Here is an 8,548-nt window from a genome sequence, read left to right on the forward strand (position 1 = left end):
GGGGGCCACCGGGGGGGGGGGGGGGGGGGGGGGGCCGGGGGGGGGGGGGGGGGCGACGCGCTGTTCGGGCCCCCCCCGCGGTGCGCCCCGGGCGGCCCCGGGCCCGGGGCCCCGGGCCCCCGCCTGGTCGGGGTCCGCGCCCACGTGTCCCGGTCCGTCGTGCTCCGAGGCCGTCGGGGAGGGCTGGGAGACGGTGACGGCCAGGGCCGTGCCGTCACGGGTCCAGGCCCCCAGGTGGGCCGAGCTGTCCGGCTCGGCGCCCGCGAGTACCCGGCGCCCGGTGCCGTCCGGGCGCACCACCAGGACCCGGGTGTGCTCGCCGCCGCCGGGGGCCGAGGTGTAGGCGATCCAGCGCCCGTCGGGAGACCAGGCGACCTCGGTCACCGGTTCGGGGTCACCGTCCAGTACGTGGGCCTCGCCCCCGCGCGCGGGGCCGCTCCACAGCTGCGGGACCCCGGCCCGGTCGCAGATGAACGCCACGTGCTCGCCCGTGGGGTCCGCCGAGGGGTACCAGCACCCGTGGGCGGTGAGCAGGGTCGGGGGGTCGGCGGGCCGGTGGTCGGACATCCGCACCGGCACGGGGGCCGGTGCGGGGGCCGGTACCGGAGCCGCCGTGCCGCGGGCCGCCGGGGCGCCGGGGCCGCCGGGCGCGTGCTCCAGGGATGGGATGTGCTCCAGGGGCATGGGGTCGTCTCTCGCGGGATGGCGCTTCCAGGTGTCGACGGCTCAGTGGATTCCGTGCGCTTGCAGCCAGATCTCCAGCGACGCGACCTGCCACAGGGTGTTGGCCCCGCGTTTGCTCCGGTGGCGGTTGGGCTCCGCGAGCAGCTCGCGGACCACGCTCTGGTCGAAGACGCCGCGCCGGCGCGCCTCCGGGGCGGTGAGTGCCTCGCGGACGCGGGCCAGTACGGGCGGGGCCATGTTCCGCACGGCGGGCACCGGGAAGTAGCCCTTGGGGCGGTCGACGATGTCCCGGGGCAGGAGCGTCCGTCCGAGGTCCTTGAGGACGGCCTTGCCGCCCTGCGCCAGTTTGAGCTCCGGCGGGCAGGCGGCGGCGAGCTCGACGAGCTCGTGGTCGAGGAACGGCACCCGCGCCTCCAGGCCCCAGGCCATGGTCATGTTGTCGACGCGCTTGACCGGGTCGTCGGGCATCAGGGCGTGGACGTCCAGGCGGAGGGTCGCGTCGAGCGCGCTCTCGGCCCCCGGCGCGGCCATGTGGTCGCGTACGAAGTCCCTCGACGCGTCGGAGCCCGTCCCGAGGTCCGGGTGCAGCATGGCTGTCAGATCGGCGTGCGTACGGTCGAAGTACGCGCTCGCGTAGGCCTGGTCCGCGTCCTGGCGGGCGGCCGAGGCGATCTCGGGGTACCAGTGGTAGCCGGCGAACACCTCGTCGGCGCCCTGCCCGCACAGGACGACCTTCACCTCTTTGGACACCTGTTCCGACAGCATGTGGAACGCGACGGCGTCGTGGCTGATCATCGGCTCGCTCATGGCGCCGATCGCGGCCTCCAGCGCCGACGGCAGCCGGTCGGAGGGGATCATGAACTGGTGGTGGTCGGTGGAGAACAGGCGGGCGACCCGGTCCGAGTACACGAACTCGTCGCCCTCCTCCCCGTTCTCCGCCTCGAAGCCCATCGCGAAGGTGGCGAGGTCCTCCTGCCCCTCCTCGGCCAGCAGCGCCACGATCAGGCTGGAGTCCAGTCCGCCCGAAAGGAGGACGCCCACCGGGACGTCGGCGACCATGCGCCGCCGCACCGCCGTGCGCAGGGCGTCGTGCACCGCCTCCTGCCAGAGCGCGGGGTCCTCGCCGAGCTCGGAGTGCCGGGTGTACGACGGCTGCCAGTAGCAGTGGTCGCGGTAGGTCCCGTCGCGCTCGACGACGCGGACGGTGGCCGGCGGGATCTTCCGTACGCCGGCCAGTACGGTGCGGGGCGCGGGGACCGTGCCGTGCCAGCTCAGGTAGTGGTGGACCGCCACCGGGTCGAGGGAGGTGTCCACTCCCCCGCCCGCCAGGAGGGCGGGCAGCGAGGAGGCGAAGCGCAGCCGGTCGTTGTCGTGGGCGACGTAGAGGGGCTTGATGCCCAGCCGGTCGCGCCCCAGGACGACACGGCCCGTGTGGTGCTCCACCACGGCGAAGGCGAACATGCCCACCAGGAAGTCGACGCACTGCGCGCCCCACTCGGCGTACGCCTTGACGACCACCTCGGTGTCGGAGGCGGAGAAGAAGCGGTGTCCGAGCCCTTCCAGGCGGCCCCGCAGCTCGCGGTGGTTGTAGATGCAGCCGTTGAAGACGGCGGTGAGGCCCAGCTGCGCGTCGGTCATGGGCTGGGCGCCGCGCTCCGACAGATCGATGATCTTCAGGCGGCGGTGGCCCAGGGCCACCGCTCCTTGCGACCAGGCCCCCCGGCCGTCGGGGCCCCGGGGCTCCAGGGCGTCGGTCATGCGCTCGACCGCGGCGAGGTCGGCCCGCCCGCCGTCGAAGCGCACCTCTCCGCTCAAGCCGCACACGGGGCACCTACCGCAATGCCGGCACCATGGGAGCGCCCCGTACCCAGGGCCTCCCTCTCCGTCGCGGACGGGGTCACGTACGCCATCACTACTCTCCTGTTACCGGTCCGGCCGATGCCGAGCGGGTCTGCCCGGACGACGATCGACATATGAGGCGCCTGCCCGCCCGGGCGCCCTTCAATCGGGGGGCGCGAACGGGCGGCCGGCGGCACGAAGCGCGTGGTGGGGCCCGTCAGCCCTCGACACCCGTCGACGTGTGGCCCGCTCCCACGGGCTTGGACTCGGGTGAGCCGCGCCGGCGCAGGTACACGGAGAGGGTGCGCACGTCTTCTTCTCGTCCTGCTCCAGCTTCCGGACGGTTTCCGGTGCCGGCAGGCCGCAGGCGGCCTCGTGGTCTCCGACAGCCGGGGCCGCTCCGGGCGGCAGGGTCTGATCCACGCGTTGTCTCCTCACGGAGGGCACCATGGCCACGGCATTTCGTACCTATGCCCGTGTAGGCTCGGAAATCCGACTGTTTTCCCCGCAGACCACCCGCCCGGCCCCGGCCGGCTCTGGGAGTGCGCTCATGGGCCCGTCCCCCCGTCCCGACCGGCCCGCTCGGCCGTCCCGAGCGCCCGCCGCCGACCAGGCCGATGCCCTGTTCGGGCTGGAGGACCTGCCGGGGCCCGGCGGCATCGGACCGGCGCGTTCCGGTCCGCTCGTCGGGCCCTCGTTCCGCGACTCCCCCGCTGCCCGGCGGATGCTCTCCGTACGCGAGATCCACGCCGAGCCGGCAGCCGCGGCCTCACCGCGCGGACGGCAGATCCTGGCGCGTTTCCCCGAGGCGCGGGTCATCGACGTGGACTCCCACTGGCGTATCCCGGAGCTCCACGGCAACGAGGGCAACCTCGAACGCTGGGTCCGCGTCAAGAGCGAGGTCCTCGTCCTGGGCGAGAAGAAGACGCTGGCCACGCGGGTGAACGGGAGGTCGGCCGACTGGATCGCGCCGGGCTCGGCGAACGGCTGCGCGATGGCCTGCGCCTACTGCTACGTGCCGCGCCGCAAGGGGTACGCCAATCCCATCACCGTGTTCACCAACATCGAGCAGATCATCGCCCACCTGGGCCGGCACGTCGTGCGGCAGGGGCGCAAGCCGGAGCCGAACCAGTGCGACCCCTCGGCGTGGGTCTATGACATCGGCGAGAACAACGACTGCTCGGTGGACGCCCTCATCAGCGAGAACACGGCGGATCTGATCAACGCGTTCGCGCTCTGGCCCACGGCCAAGGCCTCTTTCGCCACCAAGTTCGTCAACCCGGACCTGCTGCTGCTCGATCCGCGCGGTCGCACCCGGGTGCGCTTCTCGGTGATGCCGCCGCAGGACTCACGCCTGCTGGACATCCGCACCAGCCCGGTGGAGCAGCGCGTCGCGGCCGCCGCCGACTTCCTGGAGGCGGGGTACGAGGTGCACTTCAACCTCTCGCCCGTGGTCATCCGGCCGGGATGGGAGGAGGACTGGACCCAGCTGCTGCGGTACATGGACGACGTCCTGCCCCGGGCCGTCAAGGAGCAGGCGGCGGCGGAGGTGATCATGCTGACGCACAACGAGGACCTGCACGAGCTGAACCTGGCGTGGCATCCGCGGGCCGAGGACATGCTCTGGCGACCCGACATCCAGCAGGCCAAGCGTTCCGAGAACGGCAGCTGGAACGTCCGCTACCGCAACGCCGACAAGGCCGCGGCCGTCGACACCGTCCGTCGGCTGGTGGCCGCCGCGGCCCCGTGGCTGCGGATCCGCTACGCGTTCTGACTCAGGTGTGCAGGCGGCTGTTGGTCCCGTCGTGCCCGTCCGCCTGGTCCTCGTCGAACCAGTGGTCGCCGTCCGCCAGGTAGCGGAAGGAGTGGACGCCCTTGGCGGGCAGCACGACGGTGACGGCCCGCATGCCGTCGCGGCGGGGCTCCAGGGGGTGTGCGCCGGGCCGCCATTCGTTGAAATCGCCGACGACGCTGACCGCACCGGGCGGGGCCTCGGCCGGCAGGACGAAGGTGACCCGGACGCGATCCTTGACCTGCTTGCGCTCCAACATGGGTGAGGGGCTCCTGCCGGCAGAGGGGTGGTGCGCCCATAGTCCGACCCGGGCCCGGGGGCGGCGGCCCGGCGCGGCCGCCGCGACGGCGCGTTTCACCCGTGCGGCAGGCCCCCGCGGCCCCGGGAGGGGGCGGCCCGCGGCGGCAAGGGCGGCCCGCGCGGTCAGGAATCGACGGCGGTCTCCCCCGGGCGCACCCGCCGGGTGGCGGGGTCGGTCGGCGGGAGGCCTGCCAGGGCTGCCGCCCGACTCGTGGGGTGCGGGGTGGGGCCGAGCCATTCGCAGAACAGGACGGTGGCGTCGTCCTGGAGGCGGCCGTCATGGTGTTCGAGGACGGCGTGGATGAGGCGGCGCAGTGTCTCGGGCACAGGCAGGCCGGCGGAGTGGTGGCGGATGAGGAAGTCGATGAACCGGGCCAGTCCGAACTCCTCGTCGCCGGCCCGGCGGGCTTCGGTGATGCCGTCGGTGTACAGCACCAGCCGGTCGCCCGGCTCCAACTGGTGGCGGCACAGGGTGGTACGCAGCCCGAGACCGGTGCCCATGGGGTGCGCGGGCGGACAGTTCAGCAGCGTGCTCCAGCGGCCGCCGCGGATGACCACCGGCGGATGGTGGCCCCGGTTGACCCAGGTCAGGAGCCCGGTACGGGTGTCGAGGTCGGCGAGGACACCGGTCGCGTAGCGCGTACGGCCGTACTGCTCCATCAGCACCTCCTCGATCCGCTCGCTCGTCTCGACCAGTCCCGCGCCCTGCCGGCGCGCGTTGCGGCAGGCGCCCATCGCGAGGGTCGCGGTGAGCCCCGCGGCGGTGTCGTGGCCCATCGCGTCGAACAGCGACAGGTGCACCACGTGGCCGGCGGTCGCGTAGTCGTAGGCGTCCCCGCTGATCTTGTAGGCGGGCTCCATCGCCGCACTGATCATCACGCGGCCGTCCGCGTACGTGGGCGGCGGCATCAGGTGCCACTGCATCTCCGCGGCGACGGCGAGCGGCTGGGTGCGGGTCAGCCGGGCGTGGGTGTCACTGCTGCGCCGCTTGCTGTCGATGATCAGGGCGAGCAGGGCGGACAGTGCCTCCATGTCCTCCAGAGCCCGCGGATCGGCGTCGGGAGCGGTGATCCGCAGGACGCCGAGGCGCTCGGTGCCGTCCAGCAGCGGCACCCACCAGTGGCTTCCTCGCTCTCCCGCCTCGGCTCCGACCAGGATGTGCCCGTGCTGGTACGCGCGCCCGGCCACGGTGCCCTCGACCTTGAGCTCGGTCTCCTCCCCCTGCGCCGCCTGCCCGGCCTCCAGGTCGTCCCCGGTCAGCAGACGCAGCACGTCGCCCTGGAGGTCCACCACGTAGATCAGCACCTGGGTGAACCCGACCCCGGCCGCGTGCTCGGCCGTCTTGGCGGGCAGCAGCTCCAGCGGCAGCAGGTGGCTCGCCGACAGCAGTCCCACCAGCATGCGCCGACCCGCCGCGGAGCGGTCCCGGTCGTTCACCACGGCACCTCGGGCCCCGCCTCGTCGGGGACCCGGGGCTCCGCGAGGCGCATGGCGTGCCAACCCTTCACGGGGCGCCTGCCCTTCCTTCGCCGCCTCGCCCGCGGTGGGCCGGCCGGGGACTCCGGCCTACCGCGGAGCGTCGAATGTGATGTCGTCGACCGTGCGGATGTCCGCGGACATGTTGCTCCGCATCATCCGCAGAGCCGCCTGGGCCAGGTCGGCGTCGATGTGGGCGACGGCGTCGGCCGCCACGACGACGTCGAAGTGCCGGATGTGGGCGTCCAGCGCCGAGTACAGCACGCACTGCTCGGTCACCTGTCCGCACAGGACCAGTTGGCGGGCTTCCAGTTGTCCCAGGAGGTAGGCCAGCGGTGTCTCGAAGAAGGCGGAGTGCCGCGCCTTGACGACGAAGAGGGAGTTCTCATCGGGCGCGACCGGCTCGACGAGGTCGGCGTGGCGGCCGTCGAGGGCCGCCCGAAGGATCTCCCCGTGGTGGGAGCGCCACTCCCCGAAGTTGTCGTTCACGTAGATCACGGGCGAGTCGCTGGCCCGGGCGTGCTTCAGCAGCGTCGTGATCCCGGGAAGCGCGTCGCGGACGGAGGGGACCAGGTGCTCGGCGTCCTCGTGCGCGTACGTGTTGAGCATGTCGATGACGATGAGCGCCGTACGGGGCATGGGGCCCGCCTCCCGTCTCGTCCCGTCTGCCGCGGCGGCGCATGGTGCCGCTCCGCTCCGTGGTTCCAGTCTCCCCCATCGGGGTCGGCGCGGCTCATGCGAGGCGTCTCCCCGGGGCCGTGCCACTCGCGCGGCGGCCTGCCGTCGCCGGCGACACGGAATCACCGGTACGGGTCGCGGCTCGCGCCTGGCTCCCCTCTCCTCGGGCGGACGCACCTCCCGGTCGGTGCCGGGCAGGCCGCGGGTACGGGGCGACGCGCGTGAGCGGTGCGCAGGCGGGGCAGGTGCCCCGTCCGAGACCGCACGAGGCGGGACACGCCATGGGCCCTCCCCCACCTTCACACCACCGCGAGCTCACCTTCCCTCCCGGCGACGCCTCCGCCTACGCCGCGGGCATCGGCTTCACCCGCCGGGCCCTCGCCGACTGGCACCTGACCGCCGCCGCCGAATCGGGCGGCGCCGTCCTGGTCACTGCCGAACTCCTGGCCAACGCCGTTCAGCACGCCGGCGGCCCGGTCAGCTTGAGCCTCGACCACCACGCCGGCCATCTGCTCATCTCCGTCACCGACCGCAGCCTCCTGCCGCCGCACATGCCGGACCACCGGGCCGACAGCATCGGCGGCCACGGCCTGTTCATCGTCGACCGCACCGCCCACGACTGGGGCAGCTGGTGCTCCCCCACGGACAAGACCGTCTGGGCGGACCTCGCCCTCCCGCCCGAGTCCGGCCCCGACCGCTGACGCTCACCGGGGCCGAGCCGGGTGAGGGAGCGGACGAACGCCTGCCCCGCCTCGCGCGCCTCCCGGAGCGCCGCCGGTCACCGCCGGGGCTGCGCACGTACGGTGCGCTCGGCGGAACGGGAGCAGTGGCGCTGTGCGTGTCCGGGGCGGCGCCGGGGTAGGCGCACTTCGGCAGTCGACGTACTGGCCCGTACTGGTTGATCCGCACGGAAAGACGGTCCCATGCCCCGGTCCATCGCACAGCAGAGCGTCGAGCAGCTCGGCGGGGAGTCCAGCATCCTCACCCGTCAGCGCCGCGACCACGCGGAACTCGACCGCCTCATGCGTCTGTACGAGTCCGCGTCCCTCACGCTGCCGCAGCGGCAGGAGGTGCTCGCAGACATCGTGCAGCTCACGTTCAGCCACGCCTTCGCCGAGGAGGCCGTCCTGTGGCCGGCCCTGCGCCGGCTCGCTCCCGACGGGGAGGAACTCACCTCGCGGGTGGAGGACGAGCACCAGCGGATCTCCGAACTCGTCGCCGAGATCGGCTCGCTCGACCCGGCGGAGTCTCGGCACGACGAGCTCGTCGGCGCGGCCTTCGCCCTGATCCGCCAGGACATCCGCGATGAGGAGGACCTGCTGCTGCCGCGCCTCCAGGAGGCGCTGGCGCACGAGCCGGCGCGGCTGCGGCGCCTCGGTTCGGCCTGGGAGGTCGTGCGGCGCACCGCCCCCACCCGCCCGCATCCCGCCGTCCCGCGCCGCCCTCCGGGCAACGCGCTGGCGGCCGTGCCGCTCAGTGCCCTCGACCGGGCCCGCGACATGCTGGCGGCCACGACCACCGATGTCCCCCGCGGCCGCCTCGTCGCCGCGGCCCTGGGGGCGGCCGCCGCGGCCGCCTGGGTGACGACCGCGGTCCTGCGCCGCCGGCGCTGAGGGCCCGCCACCGCGCGGTGTTCGCGAGCCCCGTATCCGGTCCGCGGGTGCGGGGCCGCGCCGCCGTGGCGGCGCGGCGGCGCGGCCTTTCCGCGCCCGGGCGAATAAAAACAACTGAAGCAGCCCACCAAAATTGTGGGGTAGATCTAGGGTGTGGCCGGAAGAA

The 8,548-nt window shown here is 73.6% G+C and carries 8 protein-coding genes and 1 pseudogene; 3 read left to right on the forward strand and 6 right to left on the reverse strand.

The genetic code is table 11. The features are described from left to right. The 3 genes and pseudogenes from ACFWUQ_RS30370 to ACFWUQ_RS30380 all read right to left on the reverse strand — a co-directional run. On the reverse strand, window positions 1-684 hold a 684-nt coding region (locus tag ACFWUQ_RS30370; RefSeq protein ID WP_384544433.1), incomplete at its 3' end, for a TolB family protein. A gap of 42 nt (window positions 685-726) precedes the next feature. Continuing rightward, on the reverse strand, window positions 727-2,508 hold the full coding sequence (locus tag ACFWUQ_RS30375; RefSeq protein WP_384544435.1) for an N-acetylglutaminylglutamine amidotransferase: 1,782 nt from the start codon (window positions 2,506-2,508) through the stop codon (window positions 727-729). Between the two features lie 232 nt (window positions 2,509-2,740). Continuing rightward, window positions 2,741-2,824 (reverse strand): annotated as a pseudogene (locus tag ACFWUQ_RS30380) (DUF6766 family protein); the annotation flags it as partial. 249 nt (window positions 2,825-3,073) lie between these two features. Between ACFWUQ_RS30380 and ACFWUQ_RS30385 the strand changes: the two are divergent. Further along, on the forward strand, window positions 3,074-4,297 hold the full coding sequence (locus ACFWUQ_RS30385; RefSeq protein ID WP_384544437.1) for a spore photoproduct lyase family protein: 1,224 nt from the start codon (window positions 3,074-3,076) through the stop codon (window positions 4,295-4,297). 1 nt (window position 4,298) lies between these two features. Here ACFWUQ_RS30385 and ACFWUQ_RS30390 read toward each other — a convergent pair whose 3' ends face one another. The 3 genes from ACFWUQ_RS30390 to ACFWUQ_RS30400 form a co-directional block, all read right to left on the reverse strand. Continuing rightward, complete coding sequence (locus tag ACFWUQ_RS30390; RefSeq protein ID WP_384544439.1) at window positions 4,299-4,574, reverse strand: isoamylase early set domain-containing protein; 276 nt, start codon at window positions 4,572-4,574, stop codon at window positions 4,299-4,301. A 164-nt stretch (window positions 4,575-4,738) separates the two neighbouring features. Beyond that, window positions 4,739-6,016 carry a PP2C family protein-serine/threonine phosphatase gene (locus tag ACFWUQ_RS30395; protein ID WP_384544447.1) on the reverse strand — a complete coding sequence of 426 codons (1,278 nt, stop codon included), beginning with the start codon at window positions 6,014-6,016 and terminating at the stop codon, window positions 4,739-4,741. A gap of 165 nt (window positions 6,017-6,181) precedes the next feature. Then, on the reverse strand, window positions 6,182-6,730 hold the full coding sequence (locus ACFWUQ_RS30400) for an isochorismatase family cysteine hydrolase (protein ID WP_384544441.1): 549 nt from the start codon (window positions 6,728-6,730) through the stop codon (window positions 6,182-6,184). A 320-nt stretch (window positions 6,731-7,050) separates the two neighbouring features. On the opposite strand from ACFWUQ_RS30400, the gene ACFWUQ_RS30405 reads away from it, so the two are divergent. After that, a complete protein-coding gene (locus ACFWUQ_RS30405; protein WP_384544443.1) occupies window positions 7,051-7,470 on the forward strand; it encodes an ATP-binding protein in 420 nt (139 codons plus the stop codon). A gap of 222 nt (window positions 7,471-7,692) precedes the next feature. Continuing rightward, complete coding sequence (locus ACFWUQ_RS30410; RefSeq protein ID WP_384544445.1) at window positions 7,693-8,382, forward strand: hemerythrin domain-containing protein; 690 nt, start codon at window positions 7,693-7,695, stop codon at window positions 8,380-8,382. The last annotated feature ends 166 nt before the right edge of the window (window positions 8,383-8,548 follow it).

Source organism: Streptomyces sp. NPDC058662, assembly GCF_042716255.1.
In the GTDB taxonomy this organism is placed as follows: Bacteria; Actinomycetota; Actinomycetes; order Streptomycetales; family Streptomycetaceae; genus Streptomyces.

Bases quoted from the DNA above. Each gene is read 5' to 3' on its own strand.
- ACFWUQ_RS30385 (WP_384544437.1), top strand. From the start codon at position 3,074: ATGGGCCCGTCCCCCCGTCCCGACCGGCCCGCTCGGCCGTCCCGAGCG.
- ACFWUQ_RS30390 (WP_384544439.1), bottom strand. From the start codon at position 4,574: ATGTTGGAGCGCAAGCAGGTCAAGGATCGCGTCCGGGTCACCTTCGTC.
- ACFWUQ_RS30395 (WP_384544447.1), bottom strand. From the start codon at position 6,016: ATGCTGGTGGGACTGCTGTCGGCGAGCCACCTGCTGCCGCTGGAGCTG.
- ACFWUQ_RS30400 (WP_384544441.1), bottom strand. From the start codon at position 6,730: ATGCCCCGTACGGCGCTCATCGTCATCGACATGCTCAACACGTACGCG.
- ACFWUQ_RS30405 (WP_384544443.1), top strand. From the start codon at position 7,051: ATGGGCCCTCCCCCACCTTCACACCACCGCGAGCTCACCTTCCCTCCC.
- ACFWUQ_RS30410 (WP_384544445.1), top strand. From the start codon at position 7,693: ATGCCCCGGTCCATCGCACAGCAGAGCGTCGAGCAGCTCGGCGGGGAG.